The organism is Modestobacter sp. NPDC049651 (genome assembly GCF_040659695.1).
Classification (GTDB): domain Bacteria; phylum Actinomycetota; class Actinomycetes; order Mycobacteriales; family Geodermatophilaceae; genus Modestobacter.
Genome location: NZ_JBFAOG010000015.1, coordinates 73710 through 94783, shown reverse-complemented (window position 1 = coordinate 94783; position 21074 = coordinate 73710). Strand labels below are relative to the sequence as shown.

Genomic DNA, 21074 nt, shown 5'->3' with positions numbered 1-21074 from the left:
GCTCTAGGTTCGTCGCATGGCGGACCTGTTCGACGGCTACCCGCTCGGCCGGCAGTGGGACGAGATGTTCGCTGCCCCGGGCGAGGCGCGGCCGCCGTACACCGGGTTGTTCGGCTCGCTGCAGCCGATGTCGGGCGAGGAGCTCGCGGCCCGCGCCGACGTGCTCAGCCAGACCTACCGCGACGCCGGGGTGACCTTCGCGCACGCCGGTGAGGAGCAGCCGTTCCCGCTGGACATCGTGCCGCGGGTGATCGGCGCCGACGAGTGGTCGGTCATCGAGCGCGGCGTGGCCCAGCGGGTGCACGCGCTGGAGGCCTTCCTGGCCGACGTCTACGGCGCCGGGCAGGTGTTCGCCGACGGGGTGGTGCCGCGCAGCGTGGTCACCACCAGCGCGCACTTCCACCGGGCCGCGCACGGGGTGGTGCCGCCCAACGGCGTCCGGGTGCACGTCTCGGGCATCGACCTGGTGCGCGACGAGGCCGGCGACTTCCGGGTGCTCGAGGACAACCTGCGCTCGCCGTCCGGGGTCAGCTACGTGATCACCAACCGGGCGGCGATGAGCCAGGTGCTGCCTGAGCTGTTCGCCGACCACCGGGTCCAGCCGGTGAGCGACTACCCGAGCCGGCTGCTGGCCGCGCTCAAGGCCTCCGCCCCGGCGGGCGTCAGCGACCCGACGGTCGTGCTGCTCACCCCCGGCGTCTACAACTCGGCGTACTTCGAGCACGCGCTGCTCGCCCGGCAGATGGGCGTCGAGCTGGTCGAGGGCCGCGACCTGGTGTGCAGCGGTGGTCAGGTCAGCATGCGGACGACGGACGGCCAGCAGCGCGTCGACGTCATCTACCGCCGCATCGACGACGAGTTCCTCGACCCGGTGCACTTCCGGTCGGACTCGGTGATCGGCTGCGCCGGCGTGCTCAACGCCGCCCGTGCCGGCCGGGTCACGATCGCCAACGCGGTCGGCAACGGCGTCGCCGACGACAAGCTGCTCTACACCTGGGTGCCCGACCTGATCCGGTACTACCTCGCGGAGGAGCCGGTGCTGCAGAACGCCGAGACGCACCGGCTGGACGAGCCGGGCACCGTGGAGTGGGTGCTCGCCCACCTCGACGAGCTGGTGCTCAAGCCGGTCGACGGCTCCGGTGGCAAGGGGATCGTCATCGGCCCGCGCGCCGACGAGCGGACGCTCACCGAGCTCGCCGGGAAGGTCCGCGCCGCGCCGCGGGACTGGATCGCGCAGAAGCCGATCGGGCTGTCGACGTCGCCGACGCTGATCAACGGCCGCATCGCGCCGCGGCACGTCGACCTGCGGCCGTTCGCGGTCAACGACGGCTCCGACGTGTGGGTGCTGCCCGGCGGGCTGACCCGGGTCGCGCTGCCCGAGGGGGAGCTGGTGGTCAACTCCAGCCAGGGCGGCGGCTCCAAGGACACCTGGGTGATCACCCCGCCCCGGCCGGCCGCCGACGCCGAGCCCGCGCCCGACGTCACCCGGATCGAGTTCACCACCGCCGACCTGCCCGCCGAGGCCCCGGTGCAGGACCCCGGCCCGCCCAACGACGCGGCGCTCGCCCAGAGCCAGCAGCAGCAGCAAGCGGGTGCTCCGTGCTGAGCCGGATCGCGGAGTCGCTGTTCTGGATCGGGCGGTACGTCGAGCGCGCCGACGACACCGCCCGGATCCTCGACGTGCACACCCAGCGGCTGGTCGAGGACCCGTGGATCGACGAGCGCCGGGCCTGCGCGAACCTGCTGGCGCTGATGGGCATGCCCTGCCTGGACAGCGAGGCCGACACCGAGCGGGTGCTGGCCACGCTGGCGTTCGACCGCAGCAGCCCCAGCTCGATCGTCGGCGCGCTGTCGGCGGCCCGGGAGAACGCACGGGGCGCCCGCGAGGTGCTGTCGGCGGAGATCTGGGAGTCGCTCAACGTCACCCACAACGCGCTGCCGCAGCAGCGCACGATGGCCCGCCGGTACGGACCGCACTCGCTGTTCCGGTTCGTCCGCGAGCGGTCGGCGATGGTCTTCGGGCTGGCCGACGCCACGATGAGCCGCGACGAGAGCTGGCTGTTCCTCATCCTCGGCCGCTCGCTGGAGCGGGTGGACATGACCTCGCGGATGCTGTCGACCCGGGTGCTGGCGGGGGAGTCCGCGCCGTCCTGGACGCTGGTGCTCCGCTCCACCGGCGCCTACGAGCCCTACCTGCGCACCTACCGGGGCGCGGTGAACTCCAGCCGGGCCGCGGAGTTCCTGCTGCTGGACCGGCTGTTCCCGCGGTCGGTGTTCGCCGCGCTCGAGCAGGCCGAGGGGTGCCTGGCGGAGCTCGAGCGGGCGAACGTCCGCGAGGGGCACCGGATCGGCGTCGCCGGCGAGGCGCACCGCATCGTCGGGCGGGCCCGCACGATGCTGGAGTTCATGCAGACCGACGAGATCCTGGCCAAGCTGCCCGCGCGGCTCGACGAGCTGCAGCGCACCTGCTCGGCGGCCAGCGAGGCGGTCACCGACCGGTTCTTCACCGAGCAGGCGCCCCAGGTGTGGGCGTCCGAGAGCGTGGTGTGACCCGGTGCCCCAGTCGCAGACCCAGGTCCAGCTGACGCCCGCCCAGACCGCGCACCGCGACCGCTGGCGGCTGCAGGTCGTGCACCGCAGCGCCTTCCGCTACGGCGGCCCGGTGCGCTCGTCGTACAACGAGGCGCGGATGACGCCGGAGAACAGCTCCCGGCAGACGACGCTGCGCTCGCGGGTGGAGATCGAGCCGGCCGCGGCCGTGCTCGCCTACCGCGACTACTGGGGGTCGACGGTCACCGCGTTCGACCTGCAGAGCCCGCACACCGAGCTGGTGGTCACCGCGACCTCGGTGGTCGAGGCCGGCCCCGAGCAGCCCGCGGCCGACCCGGTCGGCTGGGCGGAGCTCGCCGGCCGCCCGGTGCTCGACCGGTTCGGCGAGCTGCTCACCGCGACCCGGCTCACCGCGCTGGACGACGCGGTGGTGGCCGAGGCCCGCGCGCTGGTCGCCGGCGCCGACCCGCGCGAGGCCGGGCACCGGGTGTGCCGGTTCGTGCACGAGCGGATGGAGTACCTGTCCGGCTCGACCACGGTGACGACGAACGCGATGGAGGCGTGGACCGCGGGCCGCGGCGTCTGCCAGGACATCTCGCACGTGTCGGTCGGGCTGCTGCGGGCGCTCGGCCTGCCCGCCCGGTACGTCTCCGGCTACCTGCACCCGCGGCCCGACGCGGCGATCGGGCAGACGGTCACCGGGGAGAGCCACGCCTGGGTGGAGTGGTGGGACGGCGCCTGGTCCGGCCACGACCCGACCAACGCGATCGGGATCGGCCCGCGGCACGTCACGCTCGGCCGCGGCCGCGACTACAAGGACGTCACCCCGCTCAAGGGGATCTTCTCCGGCCCGAGGAGCGAGGGGTCCACGGTCACCGTCGAGGTGACCCGGCTCGCCTAGTCGTCGCTACGCCTGGTCCGGCAGCAGGTTGCGGGCCGGGACGCCGGCCGCCTCGGCGGCGGGCGTCATCGGCGGCAGGTGCGCGGTGCGGGCCGGCACCCGCCCCCGCCACCACTCCGGCTGGCGGGTGAGCCAGGCGTCGCCGAGGTCGGTGAGCCGGCCGTCGCTGTGCAGCCACCCGCCGCCGGTCGTGCCCTGCACCGCGCCGGCCATCAGCAGGAGCTTGGTGGCCACCCGGTGCCGGCGGTGCGCCGGCGCCACGTAGACCTGCTCGACCAGCCCGCTGGACCGGGACCAGCGGACGGCACCGGACTGCGCACCCCACTCGACGCCCAGCGCCGGGACCGCGGCGGGCCCCACGACCGCGCCGTCGTCGAGGTCGGCGGTGGAGAACACCACCAGGTCGACCCGGTCGCCGTCCTGCAGGGGCGTCAGCACCGCCCACAGGTGCGGCGCCCCGGCCGTGACGTCCTGGCTCGTCACCACCCGGGACGGCGCGGCGCCCCAGGCGGGGGCGTGCGCCTCGAACTGCCAGCCGGCCGGCCGCGCGGGCGGCCCCGGCAGCTCGAGCACGGTGCCGTCGGGGAAGGCGTCGCCGGCGACCCCGACCAGGACCGCCGTGCCGTCCGGGCCGCGGTGGCGGGCGCACCAGAAGCCCGCCACCGCGGCTGGGGTGCCGGCCGTGCTCACGCCGCGCGGCGCCGGCGGACCCGCAGGAGGGCGCCGCCACCGGCGAGCACGAGCCCGCCGCCGACCGCGGCCACCGGGACGACGTCCGCGCCGGTGTAGGCCAGGCTGCGGGTGCTGCCGTCGGCGGTGGTCACGGTGAAGGCCGCCTGCGCGGTGACCCCGCTGGTCAGGCCGGTGAGCACGACCTCGTGGCTGCCCAGCTCCAGGCCGGCCGGCACGGTGAAGGTGAACGTGGCGACGCCGTTCGCGTCGGCCTCAACGGTGCCCAGGTCGACCGGGGTCGAGTGGAGCACGCCGTGCACCTGCTCGTGCGGCTGGAAGCCCGACAGCGAGATCGTCTGCGCCTTGCCGGCCACGACGGACGCCTTGCCGGCGCCCAGCGGAACGGCCGCCGCGGTCGGCGACGCCGGCGCGGGGGCGGACGTGGTGGGCGCGGCCGGGGTGGGCGCGGGAGCGGGCGTGGGTGCCGGCGTGGTGGGCGGCGGGGTGAGGACCGGGCCGGTCGCGCCGCCGACCTCCAGCGGGACCACCGCGTCGCGCTGGGCGAGGGTCGTGGCGGCAGCCACGGTCAGCGTCCGCGGCGCGGGGTCGAAGGCGGTGCCGCCCGGGCCGGAGGTCTGCACGACGGTGTAGTCGCCGGGCAGGTAGGTGCCCGGGAAGGGCGCCTTCCCCTGCGCGTCGGTGGTCGCGGTGACCGTGCGGTCGCCGTTGCTGCAGTCGCCCGCGCCGACCGGGACGGTGCACAGCGTGAACCCGGCGCCGCTCAGCGACCCGGTGCCGCTCAGCGCGACGCCCAGGGTGCGGTAGCCCCCGTGCACGGTCAGCGCGACCGTCGAGCTCGCCGTCCCGGCGGGCCCGCTGGCACCGGTCACGAGAGCGCCCGGAGCGACGAGGGCCCGGCCCGCGGGGACGCCGATGACCTGCAGGGTGACCGTCGCGTCGGCCGGCAGCGCCGCGAAGGCGCCCATCGGGGTGCTGGCCGTCGGCAGCGGCCAGCCGGCGTCGGGGAGGCACCCGAACATGGTCACGGCGCAGGTGCCGGCCTGGTCCCCGGACGCGGTGTGCGCGGTGACGCGCACGGTGACGCCGTCCGTGCTGACCGAGGCGCCGGCCGGGACGCCGTCGGCGGCCGTCACGGACAGCCCCAGCTTCCCGGTGCCGAAGTAGCCGCCCGACGCGGCGGCGGTGGTCGGCGACGTGGCGGCGTCGAGGGGCGTCGTCGGGGTCAGCTGCCCCGGTGCCGGCGTGAGCAGGGGCGGCGGTGCGGGGGTCGTCGTGGTCGGGCCCGCTGCCCCGGTCGGCGTCGGGTCCGGCGTCCCGTCCTCCACGGCCAGCGCCGCGGGGGCGAGCGCCCCGGCCGTCGCCAGCAGGCCGAGCGTGAGGGCGGCGGTGGAGACGGTGGGCCTGCCGAGGCCGGTCATCGTGGAGCGCGTCATCTCGAGACCCATTCGTGGAGATCCGCCGACGATCGGCGTGATTCGGTGCAGACAGTGACGTCGATGTCAGCTGCGAAGTCGCTGGTACTCAGCGTGTCGTGCCGAACGGAACGAGAAGGTCCACCTTCCGGGACGGCTGGGGCGGATGTGACGGGTGGGGCGCCGGGACGGTCAGTCGGGGGTGGGCACCAGCAGGCGGGCCGGGACGCCGACAGCGGCGGCCGGTGGGGTCATCGGGCGCACCCGCGCGGTGCGCTCGGCGACCCGGGCGCGCCGCCAGCCGGCGCCGGCGGCGTCCACCCAGGCCTGGCCGAGGTCGGTCCGCCGGCCGTCGCCGTGCAGCGCGGGCCAGCCCTGGCCGACCCGCACGCCGGCCGCGGTCAGCAGCAGCACGCCCGCGACGCCCCGGCGGCGGGCGGTCGGTGCCACGTACACCTGCTCGACCAGCCCGGTCGCCGGCCGCCAGCGCACCGCGGCCACCTGGTTCGACCAGGCCAGGCCCAGTGCGGCGAAGGCCGCGGGGTCCAGCACGTCCCCGTGCGCGCGGCCGGGTACCGAGAACGCGACCAGGTCGACCACGCCGGACGCGCCGGCGGGCAGCAGGACGGTCCACAGCAGCGGGACGTCCGGCGCCACCCGCCGGGCGACGACCACCCGGTGCGGAGGGCGGCCGGGTCCGGGTCCCGAGGCCTCGAGCAGCCAGCGGGCCGGCCGGGCGGGCGGCCCGGGGAGGTCGACCACCGCCGCGTCGGGGAAGTCGTCGCCGGAGACGCCGACGAGGACCTGCCCGCCCGGCGTCCGGTGCCGCGCGTACCAGATCGCGGCGTCGCCGGTGGGCCGTGCGGAGGTCACGCGTCGAGCTCGCGCCGCCGGCGGCGCAGCCAGAGCAGCAGCACGGCGAAGAGCGCGACCAGGCCGCCGAAGGCGTAGACCAGGCCGGGGTCGCCGAGGAGCCCGGCGGGTCCCTCGGCGGCGACCGGCCGCACCCGGGTGCCGGCGTCGTCACCTCCGGCGGCAGGTGCCGCGGCGACCGGCGACGGGGTGCCGGCCGTGGTCGCACCGGCGGCCGAGGTCGCACCGGCGGGCGAGGTGGCACCGGCAGGCGTGCCGGCCGTCCCGCCGGACCGCGGCGTCGACGCGCCGCCCGCAGCCGCCCGGGCGGGCGCGGGCGAGCCGGTCGCCGGGGCGGTGGACGGCGCGGGCGTGGCAGCGCCGGTGGGCGGTACCGGCGCCGTCGCGGCGGGCACGACGGCTCCCACCGGGACGGCCGGGCTGCCCCCGGTCGCCGGAGCCGGGGCGGACGCCGGCGGGCCGGCGGGGGGAGCGGAGGCGGTGCTGGCCGGCTCGACGTTGTGCGGGTCGCCGGTCGGCCAGTTGGTGAAGGCCACGCCCTGCAGTGCGCCCGGGGTGCCGTCGGACTCCGCGGGCGCCGCGACCACGGACACGGTCGCCGATCGCAGGGCGTGCGGCGGCAGGTCGTAGCCCGCGGGCGCGGTGAGCTGGGTGACCCGGTAGCGGTGCCCGTCCACCACGGTCACCGGTCCCTGGACGGTCATCGAGCCCGTCTCCTCCGGCTCGCCCCAGATCGGGAAGTGCACCTCGTGGTCGGCGGTGCAGGTGCCCCAGTCGTCGGTGGTGCAGATGCCGGCGGAGGAGCCGTCCGCCAGGTCGGTGACCTCGAACCGGGCGCCGGTCAGCTCGGGGTCCGCACCGTCGGGGGCCGGGACGCGCAGCCCGACGTCGAGCCCCGGGCCCTTCCCCATGCCGTAGTCGACGGCCGCGACGGCCTGCTCGCCGGTGCCGGGGACCGCGTACCGGGTGAACGCCTCCGGGAACCAGGCGTCCTGCCCGGTGCCGTCGTCGGCGGTGGCCGGGCTGCGGGGGCCGTCGTCGGCGGCGGACGCCGCCGGGACGGTGGCCCCACCGGCGGCCACCACCCCCAGGGCGACCACCGCGGTGCGGGGCGCGGTGCGCCGGGGGCGCGTGGGGCGGGAGCGGACGGACATCGCGGCCTCTTCGTCAACAGACGCCCGCAACCGGGCGTGATCGCCGCAGATGATGGGGTCCGCCCGGCCGCGGCCGGGCCGCCGACACGCACGCTGGGACGCTGGGGGAGGATGGGGCGCGATGGAACTCGCGAGTCGCCGATGAGCGCCCCGGTGAACCTGGTCAACCTCGAGCGGGTGTCCAAGGCGCACGGCACCACCGTCATCCTCGACGACGTCTCGCTCGGCATCGCCGCCGGCGAGCGGATCGGCGTCGTCGGGCGCAACGGCGGCGGGAAGTCGACGCTGCTGCGGGTGCTCACCGGCGCCGACGAGCCCGACTCCGGCCGGGTCACCCGCCGCGGCGACCTGGCGATGGGCGTGCTGGACCAGTCGGGCACGCTGCCGCCGGGCACCACGGTGCGCGACGTCGTCCTGCCCGCCTCGCGGTTCGCCCACGAGCACGAGTGGGCCGCCGACGCGGGAGTCCGCTCGGTGCTCACCGGCCTGGAGCTGGACCGGCTCGGGCTGGACTCGCCGGTCGCGCCGATGTCCGGCGGCGAGCGGCGCCGCGTCGCGCTGGCCGCGCAGCTGATCCGGCCGCTGGACCTGCTGGTGCTCGACGAGCCCACCAACCACCTCGACGTCGAGGGCGTCGCGTGGCTGGCCGGGTACGTGAAGGCGCGCACCGGCGGGCTGATCGTCGTCACCCACGACCGCTGGTTCCTCGACGAGGTCTCCACCACCACGTGGGAGGTCGCCGACGGCTCGGTGCACGCCTACGAGGGCGGCTACTCCGCGTACACGCTGGCGCGCGCCGAGCGCGCGCGGATCGCGAACGTCACCGAGGAGCGCCGGCTCAACCTGGTGCGCAAGGAGCTGGCCTGGCTGCGCCGTGGCCCGCCGGCCCGCACCAGCAAGCCCAAGTTCCGGATCGAGGCCGCGCAGGCGCTGATCGCCGACGAGCCCCCGGCCCGGGACACGATGGCGCTGGCCGGCTTCGCCGCCCGCCGGCTGGGCAAGACGGTCTACGACGTCGAGGACGTCACCTTCACCGTCAGCGGACGGGGCCCGGTCGACGACGCCGACGACCCGGCCGGTCCCGCCGACCCGTCGCTGACCGGTGAGCGGACGCTGTTCCGCGACCTCACCTGGCACGTCGGCCCGGGCGACCGGATCGGCATCGTCGGGGTCAACGGCGCGGGCAAGACGTCGCTGCTGAAGATGCTGGTCGGGGAGACCCCGCCGGACTCCGGCCGGATCGTGGTGGGGCAGACGGTGTCGGCGGCGTACCTGTCGCAGCACGTCACCGAGCTGGACTCGAAGCAGCGGGTGCTCGAGGCGGTGCAGGACGTCGCCCGCATCGCCCGGATCGGCAACCAGGAGATCTCGGCGTCCACGCTGGCCGAGCGCTTCGGCTTCGCCGCCAACCGCCAGTGGACGCCGGTCGGTGACCTGTCCGGCGGTGAGCGGCGGCGGCTGCAGCTGCTCCGGCTGCTGATGGGCGAGCCGAACGTGCTGATCCTCGACGAGCCGACCAACGACCTGGACATCGACACCCTCACCGCCCTGGAGGACCTGCTCGACGGGTTCGCCGGCACCGTGCTGGTGGTCAGCCACGACCGCTACTTCGTCGACCGGGTGTGCGACTCGGTGGTCGCGCTCATGGGCGACGGGTCGCTCGCCGCGCTGCCCGGCGGGGTGGAGGAGTACCTGGCCCGGCGGGCCGCCGGCGAGGCCGCGCTGCCCGGCGCCGGTGCGGTCGCGGCGCCCGGTTCCCCGGCGGCCCCCGCGGCGGCCGGCCCGAGCGCGGCGGAGGTGCGTGCGGCGCGCAAGGAGGTCTCGCGGCTGGAGCGGCGGATGCTGAAGCTCGACGCCGACGAGAAGCAGCTGCACGAGCAGCTGGCCGAGGCCGCGGCCGACTACACGAAGGCCGCCGAGCTCGACGCCCGGCTGCGCGCGGTGCAGGCGGAGAAGGAGCAGGTCGAGTCCGAGTGGCTCGAGGCGGCGGAGGTCGCCGAGGGCTGACGCCACGGTGCCCTGCCCACCGAGGGGTGGGCAGGGCACCGGCGTCCGGCGGGCAGGGGGTCAGGCTCCCCGGCGGGCGCGGCCGATCATCACCAGCCCGACGACGGCCGCCGGGACGGCGCCGAGCAGGGCGAACGCGGCGTGCGGCAGCGGTGCGAACGAGATCGCCGCGGACAGCCCGAGGGCGGCGACGGCGGGGGCGAGCAGCCACCAGCCGGTGACGCCGGCCCGGGCGAGGCCCGCGTAGCCGACCAGCGGACCCAGCAGCCCGAAGAGCGTCACCGTGCCCACGACCGCCATGCCGGCCGAGCCCTGCACCGCGCCGAACAGGTCGACGGCGTCCGCCAGCGGCAGCTCCCGGCCGATCGCGCCGGTCCAGAAGTCGCTCAGCACCAGCCCCGAGACGGTGACCAGGCCCAGCGCCGTGAGCAGCGTGCCGACGACCGTGGTGAGCCGGCCGCGGGCGCCGCGCAGCAGGACGGGGACGGCCAGCCAGGCCAGCGCGGTGAGCAGGTTGCCGTAGTGCAGCAGCAGCGCCGACAGCGCCGTCCGGCCCTCGTCGCGGGCCAGCGAGACGATGTAGTCGGCGTCCGCCATGGAGTCCTGCGGCGGGGAGGTGGCCATGCCGGCCACGTACAGCAGCTGGCCGGCGATCAGCGCGCCGCCGGCGATCGGCAACAGCAGCGACGCGGTGCTGCGGGCGGGGCGGGGATCGGTCGTCGGGTCAGGGACGAGCACGTCGGTGGTCATGGCGGCAACGCTAGGAACGGGCGGCTGACCTGGGCGTCCGTCGTGGCGCACCGACCTGGGTCCGCCGTGCGGGGGAGCCCGGGTCCGGTGCGGGTCCGTCGCGGGAGGGATGCCCGGCCGGTGCTGCGGCCCCTACCGTGCTCCGCATGCCCCGGTGGTCCGCCCCGCAGCTCGCCCGCCGCCTGTCCTGGCCGGCCGTCGGGGCGCTGCTGGGGACCATGTCGCTGCTCGAGTGGGTGATCGAGGGCGTCTCCCGCTACCAGGCGGCCATCGCGCTGCCCGGCGCCGTCATCGGCCTGCTGCTGGCCGCGTGCCCCCGGTGGCCCGCGGCCACCGCGCTGGTGGGCTCGCTGACCGTGCTCGGCAACCTGCTGGCCGGCGCGCCCGGCCCCGGCGGTGCGCAGCTGATCGGGATGGGGCTGCTGATCGGCCACGCGGTCGCCGTGCTGCCCCCGCGCCGCGGGCCGGCCGTCGCGGCGGCCGCCGCCGGGACGGCCACCGTGATCGGCGCGACGTTCGCGCCGTCGCCCTGGGAGTCGGTGTTCTACCTGCTCGTCTTCGGTGCGGCGAGCGGGGTGGGCGCGCTGGTGGCCCAGTCCCGCCGGCGGGCGCAGGAGCTGCAGGTGCTCGCCGCCCGGCTCGCCGAGCAGCAGGAGGCCGTCGCCGCCGCGGCGACCACGGCGGAGCGGGCCCGCATCGCCCGCGAGGTGCACGACTCGGTCGCCCACGCGGTGAGCGTGATGGTGCTGCAGATGGGCGGCCTGCGCCGGCTGCTGCCCGACCACCCCGAGGCGCAGGAGGTGCTCCGCGGCCTGGAGCGGCTGGGCCGCGACTCGGTCGACGAGATGCGCCGGGTGGTCGGCATCCTGCGCGAGCAGCCGGACGGCGAGCCCGCCCCGCTGCCGTCGCTGTCCCGGCTGGACGCCGTGCTCGGCGAGCTGCGCGCCGGCGGGATGCCGCTGGAGCTGGTGGTCACCGGGACGCCGGTCGTGCTGCCGCAGCTGCTGGACGTGTCCGCGGTGCGGGTGGTGCAGGAGGCGCTGTCCAACGTGGTCCGGCACGCCGGGGCGGCGGCCACCACCGTCGCGGTCGCCTACGGCCCGGGCCAGGTGGCGGTGACGGTGACCGACGACGGGCGGCCGCGGGTGAGCGTGTCCCCGTCGGCAGGTCCGGGCGGGCACGGCCAGCTGCACATGCGCGAGCGGGTGGCGGTGGTCGGCGGGCGGCTCGAGGTGGGGCCGGTCCGGGGCGGCGGCTACCGGGTGCGCGCGGTGTTCCCGCTGCCGGCCGGCGACCGGGTGCGGGCCGTGGAGGTGGCCTCGTGACCATCCGGGAGGTGCTGGTCGACGACCAGGCGATGGTGCGCACCGGGCTGCGGATGGTGCTCGCCGCCGAGCCCGACATCGAGGTGGTGGGGGAGGCCGCGGACGGGGCCGAGGGCGTGCGCGTGGTCACCGACCGCCGTCCGGACGTCGTCCTGCTCGACGTCCGCATGCCCGGGATGGACGGGCTGGAGGCGGCCCGCCGGGTCCTCGGCGCCGGGCTGCCGACGCGCGTGGTGGTGCTCACGACCTTCGACGAGGACGAGTACGTCGCCGCCGCCCTGCGGGCCGGGGTGAGCGGGTTCCTGCTGAAGGTCGCCCCGCCGGAGGACCTGGTGGCGGCGGTGCGGACGGTCGCGGCCGGGCAGGGCCTGCTGGACCCCGCGGTCACGCTGCGGGTGATCGAGCAGTTCGCCGCCGCCCCGGTTCCGGACCCGGGGCGGGCGGCCGCCCTGGCCGGGCTGACCGAGCGCGAGACCGACGTGCTGGCCCTGGTCGCGGCGGGGCTGTCGAACGCGGAGATCGCCGGCCGGCTGTACCTGGGGGAGGCCACCGTGAAGACCCACGTCAGCCGGGTGCTGCTCAAGCTCGGGCTGCGCGACCGGGTGCAGGCGGTGGCGTTCGCCTACGAGAGCGGGCTGGTCACCCCGGGAGGTCGCTGACCGCGCCGCCGACCCGGGCGGCGCGCTCGTCGTGGTGGATGCGCTGCTGGTAGGCGAGCAGGTCGGCCAGCTGCACCCGGCGGTGCCGGCGCGGCTGGTCGAACGGGATCACCCCGGAGTCCAGCAGCCGGACCAGCGTCGGCCGGCTGACCCCGAGCAGGTCGGCCGCCTCCTGGGTGGACAGCGTCGGCTCGTGGCAGGCGAGCGTCACCGGCCGGCCCTCCGCCAGCGCCGCCGCCGCCAGCCGCAGCACCTCGCCCAGCGGCTCCGGCAGGTCCGCGGGCAGCCCGCCCTCCCCGGCGGCCAGCGCCCGCAGCCGGGCGGCGTCGGCGGGGTCCGCCGGCGGGTGCACCGTGTGCTCTCCCGTGAGACCGTTCGGCATGCGCTGATGGTAGGCGCATCGGCCGCAAATCGAACAAATCGAAAATCCCGGGTAGAGTGGCACCACCGCCACGCCGCCCCGTCGATCCCCGGGAGACCCGTGACCGCACTGCTGCTCCTCCACCTGCTGGCCGCCGTCCTGGCGCCACTCCTCGTGCGGTGGTGGGGCAGGGCTGCGTTCGGCGTGCTGGCGCTCGTCCCGGCAGCGGCGTTCGCCTGGCTGGTCGGCCGGCTGGGCACCGTCACCGGCGGGGGCGAGGTGCGGGAGACCACCTCCTGGGTGCCCTCGCTCGACCTCACCCTCAGCTTCCGGCTGGACGCGCTCTCCCTCACGCTCGCCGCGCTGGTCACCGGCGTGGGCGCGCTGGTGCTGCTCTACTGCACCCGGTACGTCGAGCCCGGCGCCGAGGGCACCGGCCGGCTGGCCGGCAACCTCACCGGGTTCGCCGGCGCGATGCTCGGCCTGGTCGTGGCCGACGACCTGCTCCTGCTCTACGTGTTCTGGGAGCTCACCACCGTGCTGAGCTTCCTGCTCATCGGCGGGAACGGCAGCCGGCTCGCCGCCCGCCGGGCCGCCAGCCAGGCGCTGGTGCTCACCACCTCCGGCGGGCTGGCCATGTTCGCCGGGCTGCTGCTGCTCGGCAACGCCAGCGGCACCTGGCTGCTGTCGGAGCTGGTGGCCGACCCCGGCACCGGCCCCGCCGTCACCGCAGGCACGCTGCTGGTGCTCGCCGGCGCGGTGACCAAGTCCGCGCTCGTGCCGTTCCACTTCTGGCTGCCGGCCGCGATGGAGGCGCCCACGCCGGTCAGCGCCTACCTGCACGCCGCCGCCATGGTGAAGGCCGGCGTCTACCTGGTCGCCCGGCTGGCCCCCGGCCTGTCCGACGTGCCCGGCTGGCGGCCGCTGCTGCTCGGGCTGGGGCTGGCCACCATGCTCGTCGGCGGCTGGCGCGCCCTGCGGCAGACCGACCTCAAGCTGCTGCTGGCCTTCGGCACGGTCAGCCAGCTGGGCTTCCTGCTGGTGCTCGTCGGCGCGGGCAGCCGGGAGCTGGCCGCCGCGGGCCTGGCGATGACCGTGGCGCACGCGCTGTTCAAGTCCACCCTGTTCCTCAGCGTCGGGGTCGTCGACCACGCCACCGGCACCCGCGACCTCCGGCGGCTCTCCGGCCTCGGCCGGCAGCTGCCGGTGCTCGCCACCGCGGCCACCCTGGCCGCCGCGTCGATGGCCGGCCTGCCGCCGCTGCTGGGGTTCGTCGGCAAGGAGGCGGCGTTCACCGCGCTGTGGGAGGGCGGCCTGCCCGACCGCACCGCGGCCGCCCTGGAGCTCGCCGGGCTGGTGCTCGGCTCGGTGCTCACCGCGGCCTACAGCGCCCGGTTCCTGTGGGGGGCGTTCGCCCGCAAGCCCGGCGTCGAGCCGGTCGCCGACCTGCACCGCCCCGGCCCGCTGCTCCTCACCGCGCCGGTGCTGCTGGCGCTCACCGGGCTGGCCGCCGGGCCGCTCAGCCCGCAGCTGGACGAGCTGGTCACCCGGTACGCCGACACCCTGCCGCTGCGCGCCCCCGAGGCCGAGCACCTGGGGCTGTGGCACGGCTGGCAGCCGGCGCTGGCGCTGTCGGCGGTCAGCCTGCTCGGCGGCCTGGCGCTGTTCGCCGTCCGGGGGCCGTTCGGCCGGCTGCAGCAGCGGCTGGCCGTCGGGTCGTCGGCCGACGAGGGCTACTGGAACGTCGTCCAGGGGCTGGACCGGCTGGCCGTCGCGGTCACCGGGACCACCCAGCGCGGGTCGCTGCCGGCCTACCTCGGCACCATCCTCGTCGTCGTGCTCGCGCTGCCGGGCACCGTGCTGCTCACCCGCGCGCCCTGGCCCGACGAGTGGCGGGCCTGGGACACCCCGGTCCAGGCGCTGGTCGGCGCGGTCGTGGTCATCGCCGCGGTGCTCGCGCTGCGGATCCGGCAGCGGCTGTCGGCGGTGCTCGTCGTCGGCGTCACCGGCTACGGTGTCGCCGTCCTGTTCGCGCTGCAGGGGGCGCCGGACCTCGCGCTCACCCAGTTCCTGGTCGAGACGCTCACCCTGGTCACCTTCGTGCTGGTGCTGCGCAAGCTGCCCAAGGACATCGCCGAGCGGCACCGCCCCCGCGAGCGCGCCGCCCGCGGGGTGATCGCGGTGGCCGTCGGCGCGCTGATGGGCGCGGTCGGCGCGGTGGCCCTCGCCGCGCGGACGGCGACCCCCGTCTCCACCGGCTTCCCGGCCGAGGCCTACCGCTACGGCGGCGGGCAGAACGTCGTCAACGTGACCCTGGTCGACATCCGCGCCTGGGACACCATCGGCGAGATCTCCCTGCTGGTCGTCGCCGCCACCGGCGTGGCCAGCCTGGTCTTCCTCCGCCGCCGTCCCGGCGGGGTCGAGCGGGCCGACGCCGGCCGGCTGGCCGGCAGCGCGGCCCGCCGCGGCCGCCGGGCGCCGCGGCGGCGCTGGCTCAGCGCCAGCGCCACGCTGGACCCGCTGCGCCGGTCGGTGGTGCTCGAGGTGATCACCCGGCTGCTGTTCCACCCGATCCTGGTGTTCTCGGTGTTCCTGCTGTTCAGCGGGCACAACGAGCCCGGCGGCGGGTTCGCCGGCGGGCTGGTGGCCGGCCTCGCGCTGGTGCTGCGCTACCTCGCCGGCGGCCGGTACGAGCTCGGGGAGGCGGCCCGCGTCGACCCCGGCCTGCTGCTGGGTGCCGGGCTGCTGATCGCCGGCGGCACCGGGGTGGCCGGGCTGCTGGCCGGCGGCGACGTCCTGCAGTCGGCGATCTGGCGGGGCACGTTCCCGGTGCTGGGCGAGGTGAAGCTGGTGACCTCGCTGTTCTTCGACGTCGGCGTCTACCTCATCGTCGTCGGCCTGGTGCTCGACGTGCTGCGCAGCCTCGGCGCCGAGCTGGACCGCCAGGAGGAGCAGGACGCCGCCGACGGCGACGACGACACCGGCGACGAGACCGACCACGACACCGACGACGACACCGACCACGACGACCGCACGGACGACGACGCGACCGCGCCCGCGGAGGTGAGCGCCCGATGACCCCCACGATCGTGCTGCCGGTGCTGATCGGCGGGCTCTACGCCGCCGGCGTCTACCTGCTGCTGGACCGCAGCCTCACCCGGGTGCTGCTCGGGTTCCTGCTGCTGGGCAACGCCACCAACCTGCTGCTGCTGTCGACCGGCGGCGCCCGCGGCCTGGCCCCGATCCTCGGCTACGCCGAGCCCGACGAGATGAGCGACCCGCTGCCGCAGGCCCTGATCCTCACCGCCATCGTCATCACCTTCGGGATCACCGCGTTCGTGCTGGCGATGATCCACCGCTCGTGGCGGCTGTCCCGGCAGGAGAACGTGGGCACCGACGAGGAGGACCGCCGGGTCGCCGCCCGGTCGGGCACCGACGCCGACGAGCTCGACCCCGACGACCTCGCGCCGGAGGACCGGCCGGCCGGGCACGCCGACGGCCTCCGCGGGGAACCGCAGGCGCCGTCCGACGACGTCGAGCTGCCGCGGGCGGGGCTGCGGTGACCGGGGTCCTCGCCCCGCTGCCGGTCCTGCTCCCGCTGCTCGGCGCCGCGGGCACGCTGCTGGTCGGCCGGCACCCGGCCGTCCAGCGGGCGCTGTCGGTGACGGTGATCGTGGCGGTGCTCGGCGTCTCCGTCGCGCTGCTGGTGCGCGCCGACGACCTGGGCGCCACCGCGGTGTCGGTCGGCGGCTGGCCGGTGCCGCTGGGCGTGGTGCTCGTCGTCGACCGGCTGTCCGCGCTGATGCTGGTGGTCGCCTCGGCCGTCGCGCTCGGCGTGCTGCTGTTCGCCGTGGGGCAGGGCTCGGCCGATGGCTCCGAGCGGACGCCGCTGTCGGTGTTCCACCCGACCTTCCTGGTGCTGGTCGCGGGGGTGAGCAACGCCTTCCTGGCCGGCGACCTGTTCAACCTCTACGTCGGCTTCGAGATCCTGCTCATGGCCAGCTACGTGCTGCTCACCCTGGGCGGCACGGCACCGCGCATCCGCGGCGGCATCACCTACGTGGTGGTCAGCCTGACCAGCTCGCTGGTGTTCCTCGCCGGCATCGGGCTGGTCTACGCGGCCACCGGCACGGTGAACATGGCGCAGCTCGCCGTCCGGCTGGGGGAGCTGCCCGAGGGCACCCAGCTGCTGCTGCAGTCGGTGCTGCTGATCGCGTTCTGCATCAAGGCCGCGGTGTTCCCGCTGTCGGCCTGGCTGCCCGACAGCTACCCGACCGCGCCCGCCCCGGTCACCGCGGTGTTCGCCGGGCTGCTCACCAAGGTCGGCGTGTACGCGATCATCCGCACCCAGACGCTGCTGTTCCCCGGCGGCGCGCTGGACGGCGTGCTCATGTGGGCCGCGCTGGCCACGATGCTCATCGGCATCCTCGGCGCGGTCGCGCAGACCGACATCCGCCGGATCCTCTCGTTCACCCTGGTCAGCCACATCGGCTACATGGTCTTCGGCATCTCGCTGGGGACGACGGCCGGGCTGGCCGGTGCGATCTTCTACGTGGCCCACCACATCGCCATCCAGACGACGCTGTTCCTGGTCGCGGGGCTCGTCGAGCGGCAGGGCGGGTCGACCGCCGTCGACCGGCTGGGCGGCCTGGCCAAGGCGTCGCCCGTGCTGGCGGTGCTGTACTTCGTGCCGGCGATGAACCTGGCCGGCATCCCGCCGTTCTCCGGGTTCATCGGCAAGCTCGGGCTGCTGCGGGCCGGCGTCGAGGTCGGCACCGGCCCGGCGCTGGTGCTGGTGGCCGGCGGCGTGGTCACCAGCCTGCTCACCCTCCTCGCGGTCAGCCGGGTGTGGACCCGCGCCTTCTGGCGGCCCCGCTCCCAGGAGCCCGGGGCCGACACCGCGGACGCCGCGGCCGCCGACGCGGGCCCCGACGGGCCGGAGCCGGCCACCGTGCCCGCCGGGCGTGCGGCCGACGACGGGCCCACGGCCCGGCAGGCGGCGCGCAGCGCGGCGTGGGCCAGGCACACCGAGGTGGCCACCGCCGCGCACCCCGGCGCCGAGGCCGCCGAGGAGAGCGCGACCGGCACCGGCGGCCGGCCGCTGCCCCGGGTCATGGTGGCCACGACCGGGGCGATGGTCGCGCTCACCGTGGCGCTGACCGGCATCGCGGGGCCCCTCTACGGGCTGGCCACCCGGGCCGCGGCCGACCTGCAGGAGCGCACCTCCTACCTGGACGCCGTCCTCGGCGACGGGGAGCGGTCGTGAGCGCGGGCGCGCGGGCCCGGGCGGCACTGCCGCGGATCGCCTGGCCGGTGGCCATCTGGATGCTGCTGTGGGGCACCTGGTCGTGGGCCAACCTGCTGTCGGGGCTGCTGGTGGCGCTGCTGGTGATGACCGTGCTGCCGCTGCCGCCGGTGGTCGGGGGCACCCGCGTGCGGCCGCTGGCGGCGCAGCGCTTCCTCGGCCACTTCGTCACCGACCTGGTGGGCTCCGCCGCGCAGGTCGCGTGGGTGGCGGTGCGCCCGGGCGGCCCGCCGCGCGGGGCGATCCTGCGGGTGCGGCTGCGCACTGACTCCGACCTGCTGCAGACCATGGTCGCCGAGGCGACGGCGCTGGTGCCGGGCTCGCTGGTGATCGACCTGGACCGGGAGCGCTCGACGCTGTGGGTCCACCTGCTGCACGTGCGCGACGAGGACGACCTGGCCCGGCAGCGGGCCGCGGTGCTGACCACGGAGGAGCGGCTGGTGGACGCGTTCGGATCGGCCGAGGACCGGGCCGCGCTGCGGACCGAGGGGAGCCGGGCATGACCGTCGTGGGGGTGCTGGCCTACGCGATGCTGGGCGGGGGAGCGCTGCTGGCGCTGGTCCGGCTCGCGCTGGGGCCGTCGCTGCTGGACCGGGTGGTCGCGACCGACACGCTGCTGGTGGTCGTCGCGGCCGGCCTGGCGGTGCACGCGGCGTTGGCCGAGGACCCGACGGTGGTGCCGGTGCTCGTGGTGGTGTCGCTGCTGGCGTTCGTCGGCTCGGTGTCGGTGGCGCGGTACATCGGCGGCATGCCGGCCCGGCCGGACACCGTCGAGGAGGCGGGCCGGTGAGCACGGTCGCCGACGTCGTCGCCGCCGTCTTCCTGCTGGCCGGCGCGCTGCTGTGCCTGACGGCGGGGCTGGGCCTGGTGCGCTTCCCCGACGTGCTGTCGCGGATGCACGCGGGCACGAAGCCGCAGGTGCTCGGCGTGCTGCTGATCATGGTCGGTGGCGCGCTGCGGCTGCAGGGCTGGTCGAACACCTGGATGCTGCTGCTGGTCGCGGTCTTCCAGCTGCTCACCGCGCCGGTGAGCGCGCACATGGTCAGCCGGGTGGCGCACCGCCGCCGGCACGTGCGCCGCGACCTGCTGCTGGTCGACGAGGTGGGCACCGCCGACGAGCAGCCGGGCGAGGGGACGTCGGGCGACGCCCCGGCCCGCGGGTGAGGCAGAGCCGGCCCGCGGGTGAGGCAGGGCCGGCCCGCCGCACGGCGGGCCGGCCCCTCGCTCAGCCGCGCTCGGCGCGGTTGACCGCGGAGACGATCGCCCGCAGCGAGGCGGTGAGGATGTTCTCGTCGATCCCGACGCCCCACAGCACCCGCTCGCCCACGGCGCACTCGACGTAGGACGCCGCCCGGGCGTCGCCGCCGGCGGACAGCGCGTGCTCGGCGTAGTCCAGCACCCGGACGTCGACGTCCACCTGGCCCAGCGCGTCGACGAACGCCGCGATCGGGCCGTTGCCGCGGCCCTCGACGGTCACGGGTGCGCCGCGGTCGACCAGCTCGACCCTGATCTGGTCCGAGCCCCCGCCGGAGGCGTTGTGCTCGTGGCCGGTGAGCGCGAAGCGGCCCCACGGCGCGGCCGGGTCGGGCAGGTACTCGTTGGAGAACGCCGTCCACATCTGCGCGGCGGTGACCTCGCCGCCCTCGTCGTCGGTGTGCCGCTGGACGACCGCGCTGAACTCGATCTGCAGCCGCCGCGGCAGGTCCAGCTGGTTCTCGGTCTTCATGATGTAGGCGACGCCGCCCTTGCCGGACTGGCTGTTCACCCGGATCACGGCCTCGTAGCTGCGGCCGACGTCCTTGGGGTCGATCGGCAGGTAGGGCACGGCCCACGGGATCTCGTCGACGGTCTTCCCGGCGGCCGCGGCGTCGGCCTGCAGCGCCTTGAAGCCCTTGTTGATCGCGTCCTGGTGCGAGCCGGAGAAGGCGGTGTAGACCAGGTCGCCGCCGTAGGGGTGCCGCTCGTGCACGCCCAGCTGGTTGCAGTACTCGACGGTGCGGCGGATCTCGTCGATGTCGGAGAAGTCGATCTGCGGGTCGATGCCCTGGCTGAACAGGTTCAGGCCCAGGGTGACCAGGTCGACGTTGCCGGTGCGCTCGCCGTTGCCGAACAGGCAGCCCTCGATGCGGTCCGCGCCGGCGCGGTAGCCCAGCTCGGCGGCGGCGACGGCGGTACCGCGGTCGTTGTGCGGGTGCAGGCTGAGGACGACGGCGTCCCGGCGGGCCAGGTTCCGGTGCATCCACTCGATCTGGTCGGCGTAGACGGTCGGCTCGGCCATCTCGACGGTCGCCGGCAGGTTCAGGATCGTCGGCCGGTCGACGGTCGGCTCCCACACCTCGGTGACGGCGTTGCACACCTCGACGGCGAACTCCAGCTCGGTGCCGGTGAACGACTCGGGGGAGTACTCGAACCGGATGTCGGTCCCGGGCATCTGCTCGGCCATCTTGCGGACCAGCCGGGCGCCGTGGACGGCGATGTCGACGATGCCGGCGCGGTCGGAGCCGAACACCACCCGGCGCTGCAGCGTGGACGTCGAGTTGTACAGGTGGACGATCGCCTGCTTCGCCCCGCGCAGCGACTCGAAGGTGCGCTCGATCAGCTCGTCGCGCGACTGGGTCAGCACCTGGATGGTGACGTCGTCGGGGACCAGGTCGTCCTCGATCAGCTGGCGGACGAAGTCGTAGTCGGTCTGGCTGGCCGCCGGGAAGCCGACCTCGATCTCCTTGTAGCCCATCCGCACGAGCAGCTCGAACATGCGGCGCTTGCGCTCGGGGGTCATCGGGTCGATCAGCGCCTGGTTGCCGTCGCGCAGGTCGACCGCGCACCAGCGGGGGGCGACGGTGGTGACCCGCTCCGGCCACGTGCGGTCGGGCAGCGGGACCGGCGTGAAGGGGGCGTACTTGCCGATCGGCATCCCGGAGGGACGCTGCGGGTGGCGGGCGTGCGGGTGGTTCTCGCTCATGGGGAGGCTCTCCTGGGGCGGGCTGCCGTGCGCGGGCTGCACACAGCTCCGGTGTCGGTCAGCGGGCGCCGGGGACGCGCACGGCCACGGCAGGTCACCGCGGCGAGGGAGCCGACCTAGGA

The 21074-nt window shown here is 76.0% G+C and carries 19 protein-coding genes; 12 read left to right on the top strand and 7 right to left on the bottom strand.

Features of this window, described 5'->3' with window-relative positions; all coding sequences use genetic code 11:
• The first annotated feature begins 16 nt into the window (after positions 1 to 16).
• Genes AB0J00_RS18085 through AB0J00_RS18075 form a run of 3 tightly spaced genes read left to right on the top strand, consistent with a single transcriptional unit; the run spans position 17 to position 3451 of the window.
• The gene (locus tag AB0J00_RS18085; RefSeq protein ID WP_357747313.1) at positions 17 to 1606 is read left to right on the top strand and encodes a circularly permuted type 2 ATP-grasp protein; all 1590 of its coding nucleotides are present in this window, start codon (positions 17 to 19) and stop codon (positions 1604 to 1606) included.
• Positions 1600 to 2550, top strand: a complete 951-nt coding sequence (locus AB0J00_RS18080) for an alpha-E domain-containing protein (RefSeq protein ID WP_357747310.1) — start codon at positions 1600 to 1602, stop codon at positions 2548 to 2550. Before AB0J00_RS18085 ends, AB0J00_RS18080 begins: the two co-directional genes overlap by 7 nt.
• Before the next feature lie 4 nt (positions 2551 to 2554).
• Entirely contained in the window at positions 2555 to 3451 is an 897-nt protein-coding gene (locus AB0J00_RS18075) for a transglutaminase family protein (RefSeq protein WP_357747308.1), read from the top strand.
• Positions 3452 to 3457: 6 nt separating this feature from the next.
• On the opposite strand, the gene AB0J00_RS18070 is transcribed toward AB0J00_RS18075, so the two are convergent.
• From AB0J00_RS18070 to AB0J00_RS18055, 4 genes are all read right to left on the bottom strand, one after another.
• Positions 3458 to 4114, bottom strand: a complete 657-nt coding sequence (locus AB0J00_RS18070) for a hypothetical protein (RefSeq protein WP_357747306.1) — start codon at positions 4112 to 4114, stop codon at positions 3458 to 3460.
• Between the two features lie 23 nt (positions 4115 to 4137).
• The gene (locus AB0J00_RS18065; protein WP_357747303.1) at positions 4138 to 5577 is read right to left on the bottom strand and encodes a prealbumin-like fold domain-containing protein; all 1440 of its coding nucleotides are present in this window, start codon (positions 5575 to 5577) and stop codon (positions 4138 to 4140) included.
• Positions 5578 to 5748: 171 nt separating this feature from the next.
• On the bottom strand, positions 5749 to 6429 hold the full coding sequence (locus tag AB0J00_RS18060) for a hypothetical protein (RefSeq protein ID WP_357747301.1): 681 nt from the start codon (positions 6427 to 6429) through the stop codon (positions 5749 to 5751).
• A complete protein-coding gene (locus tag AB0J00_RS18055) occupies positions 6426 to 7583 on the bottom strand; it encodes a hypothetical protein (RefSeq protein ID WP_357747299.1) in 1158 nt (385 codons plus the stop codon). Before AB0J00_RS18055 ends, AB0J00_RS18060 begins: the two co-directional genes overlap by 4 nt.
• Positions 7584 to 7724: 141 nt before the next feature.
• On the opposite strand from AB0J00_RS18055, the gene AB0J00_RS18050 reads away from it, so the two are divergent.
• Positions 7725 to 9590: an ABC-F family ATP-binding cassette domain-containing protein gene (locus AB0J00_RS18050; RefSeq protein WP_357747296.1), complete on the top strand. Its 1866-nt coding sequence runs from the start codon at positions 7725 to 7727 to the stop codon at positions 9588 to 9590.
• A gap of 60 nt (positions 9591 to 9650) precedes the next feature.
• Here the strand turns inward: AB0J00_RS18050 and AB0J00_RS18045 are convergent, their stop codons facing one another.
• Positions 9651 to 10340: a hypothetical protein gene (locus AB0J00_RS18045; RefSeq protein ID WP_357747295.1), complete on the bottom strand. Its 690-nt coding sequence runs from the start codon at positions 10338 to 10340 to the stop codon at positions 9651 to 9653.
• A 146-nt stretch (positions 10341 to 10486) separates the two neighbouring features.
• On the opposite strand from AB0J00_RS18045, the gene AB0J00_RS18040 reads away from it, so the two are divergent.
• Positions 10487 to 11665: a histidine kinase gene (locus AB0J00_RS18040; RefSeq protein ID WP_357747292.1), complete on the top strand. Its 1179-nt coding sequence runs from the start codon at positions 10487 to 10489 to the stop codon at positions 11663 to 11665.
• Positions 11662 to 12324, top strand: a complete 663-nt coding sequence (locus tag AB0J00_RS18035; RefSeq protein WP_357747289.1) for a response regulator transcription factor — start codon at positions 11662 to 11664, stop codon at positions 12322 to 12324. Before AB0J00_RS18040 ends, AB0J00_RS18035 begins: the two co-directional genes overlap by 4 nt.
• Here the strand turns inward: AB0J00_RS18035 and AB0J00_RS18030 are convergent.
• Complete coding sequence (locus AB0J00_RS18030) at positions 12305 to 12706, bottom strand: helix-turn-helix domain-containing protein (RefSeq protein ID WP_357747286.1); 402 nt, start codon at positions 12704 to 12706, stop codon at positions 12305 to 12307. The two genes, AB0J00_RS18035 and AB0J00_RS18030, sit on opposite strands and share 20 nt — an antisense overlap.
• 99 nt (positions 12707 to 12805) lie before the next feature.
• On the opposite strand from AB0J00_RS18030, the gene AB0J00_RS18025 reads away from it, so the two are divergent.
• From AB0J00_RS18025 to mnhG, 6 genes are read left to right on the top strand one after another with little or no spacing between them, the layout of a single operon-like run.
• Positions 12806 to 15763 carry a Na+/H+ antiporter subunit A gene (locus AB0J00_RS18025; protein WP_357747283.1) on the top strand — a complete coding sequence of 986 codons (2958 nt, stop codon included), beginning with the start codon at positions 12806 to 12808 and terminating at the stop codon, positions 15761 to 15763.
• Positions 15760 to 16248: a Na(+)/H(+) antiporter subunit C gene (locus AB0J00_RS18020; protein ID WP_357747282.1), complete on the top strand. Its 489-nt coding sequence runs from the start codon at positions 15760 to 15762 to the stop codon at positions 16246 to 16248. The genes AB0J00_RS18025 and AB0J00_RS18020 overlap by 4 nt, the downstream gene beginning before the upstream one ends.
• Entirely contained in the window at positions 16245 to 17951 is a 1707-nt protein-coding gene (locus AB0J00_RS18015) for a Na+/H+ antiporter subunit D (protein WP_357747279.1), read from the top strand. The genes AB0J00_RS18020 and AB0J00_RS18015 overlap by 4 nt, the downstream gene beginning before the upstream one ends.
• Positions 17948 to 18493: a Na+/H+ antiporter subunit E gene (locus AB0J00_RS18010; protein ID WP_357747277.1), complete on the top strand. Its 546-nt coding sequence runs from the start codon at positions 17948 to 17950 to the stop codon at positions 18491 to 18493. Before AB0J00_RS18015 ends, AB0J00_RS18010 begins: the two co-directional genes overlap by 4 nt.
• A complete protein-coding gene (locus AB0J00_RS18005) occupies positions 18490 to 18780 on the top strand; it encodes a monovalent cation/H+ antiporter complex subunit F (RefSeq protein ID WP_357747274.1) in 291 nt (96 codons plus the stop codon). The genes AB0J00_RS18010 and AB0J00_RS18005 overlap by 4 nt, the downstream gene beginning before the upstream one ends.
• Entirely contained in the window at positions 18777 to 19154 is a 378-nt protein-coding gene (gene mnhG / locus AB0J00_RS18000; protein WP_357747272.1) for a monovalent cation/H(+) antiporter subunit G, read from the top strand. The genes AB0J00_RS18005 and mnhG overlap by 4 nt, the downstream gene beginning before the upstream one ends.
• Positions 19155 to 19215: 61 nt before the next feature.
• Here the strand turns inward: mnhG and leuA are convergent, their stop codons facing one another.
• On the bottom strand, positions 19216 to 20904 hold the full coding sequence (leuA, locus tag AB0J00_RS17995) for a 2-isopropylmalate synthase (RefSeq protein WP_357747342.1): 1689 nt from the start codon (positions 20902 to 20904) through the stop codon (positions 19216 to 19218).
• Between the last annotated feature and the right edge of the window lie 170 nt (positions 20905 to 21074).

Excerpts from the sequence above, each read along its gene's own strand:
- AB0J00_RS18085 (WP_357747313.1), top strand. The coding sequence starts at position 17 with ATGGCGGACCTGTTCGACGGCTACCCGCTCGGCCGGCAGTGGGACGAG.
- AB0J00_RS18065 (WP_357747303.1), bottom strand. The coding sequence starts at position 5,577 with ATGACGCGCTCCACGATGACCGGCCTCGGCAGGCCCACCGTCTCCACC.
- AB0J00_RS18055 (WP_357747299.1), bottom strand. The coding sequence starts at position 7,583 with ATGTCCGTCCGCTCCCGCCCCACGCGCCCCCGGCGCACCGCGCCCCGC.
- AB0J00_RS18050 (WP_357747296.1), top strand. The coding sequence starts at position 7,725 with ATGAGCGCCCCGGTGAACCTGGTCAACCTCGAGCGGGTGTCCAAGGCG.
- AB0J00_RS18045 (WP_357747295.1), bottom strand. The coding sequence starts at position 10,340 with ATGACCACCGACGTGCTCGTCCCTGACCCGACGACCGATCCCCGCCCC.
- AB0J00_RS18040 (WP_357747292.1), top strand. The coding sequence starts at position 10,487 with ATGCCCCGGTGGTCCGCCCCGCAGCTCGCCCGCCGCCTGTCCTGGCCG.
- AB0J00_RS18030 (WP_357747286.1), bottom strand. The coding sequence starts at position 12,706 with ATGCCGAACGGTCTCACGGGAGAGCACACGGTGCACCCGCCGGCGGAC.
- AB0J00_RS18020 (WP_357747282.1), top strand. The coding sequence starts at position 15,760 with ATGACCCCCACGATCGTGCTGCCGGTGCTGATCGGCGGGCTCTACGCC.
- AB0J00_RS18005 (WP_357747274.1), top strand. The coding sequence starts at position 18,490 with ATGACCGTCGTGGGGGTGCTGGCCTACGCGATGCTGGGCGGGGGAGCG.
- leuA (WP_357747342.1), bottom strand. The coding sequence starts at position 20,904 with ATGCCGATCGGCAAGTACGCCCCCTTCACGCCGGTCCCGCTGCCCGAC.